Consider the following 594-nt stretch of genomic DNA (forward strand, 5'->3'; position numbering starts at 1 on the left):
AATATATACAATTATTAAAGTTATGACAAAATGTGAACGTCACATTTTGCGTAAATGCCTGCTATTTATACGAATTTAAGCTAGTTACCTCACATAGCTGCAATTTTGTACTAAACGTCCTACTCTCGGTTACGCCTCTTCTAAATTCAATTCAGTACTAAACTTCACCGTTCTCATTGATACAGAGGTGTGGAACTTACGAATATTGAGATCTTTGCGTAGCACTCGCTCAACAAAGACTTCGTAGGCTTGGATATCTTTAACAGTCACGATAAGCATAAAGTCATAACTGCCTGAGATCTGATAACACTGCGTAACTTCTGTAGCCTTCGAGATAGAATGGCGAAAAATTTGATAAATATCGCCTCTATCTCGCTCCATTTCGACAGACACGACCAAAGTCATCTTATGACCAGCAAGCTCAGGGTTAATAATAGATACATCGCCCACGATCACTCCCTCCTCTCTCAAACGTTTTACACGCTTTAAACAGGCAGGCGGTGACAAACCAACAAGCTCGGCCAATGCTAAATTGGGAATACGATTATTCTTTTGAAGTTGGATAAGAATGCTTCTATCTATGCGGTCAATTTC

At 39.4% G+C, this 594-nt stretch carries 1 protein-coding gene; it reads right to left on the reverse strand.

All coding sequences use genetic code 11. The features are described from left to right. Positions 1-129: 129 nt before the first annotated feature. A partial coding sequence (locus BCT81_RS04330; RefSeq protein WP_102423343.1) for an Lrp/AsnC family transcriptional regulator occupies positions 130-594 on the reverse strand: 465 nt, incomplete at its 5' end.

It is taken from the genome of Vibrio sp. 10N.261.52.A1 (assembly GCF_002876325.1).
In the GTDB taxonomy this organism is placed as follows: domain Bacteria; phylum Pseudomonadota; class Gammaproteobacteria; order Enterobacterales; family Vibrionaceae; genus Vibrio; species Vibrio chagasii.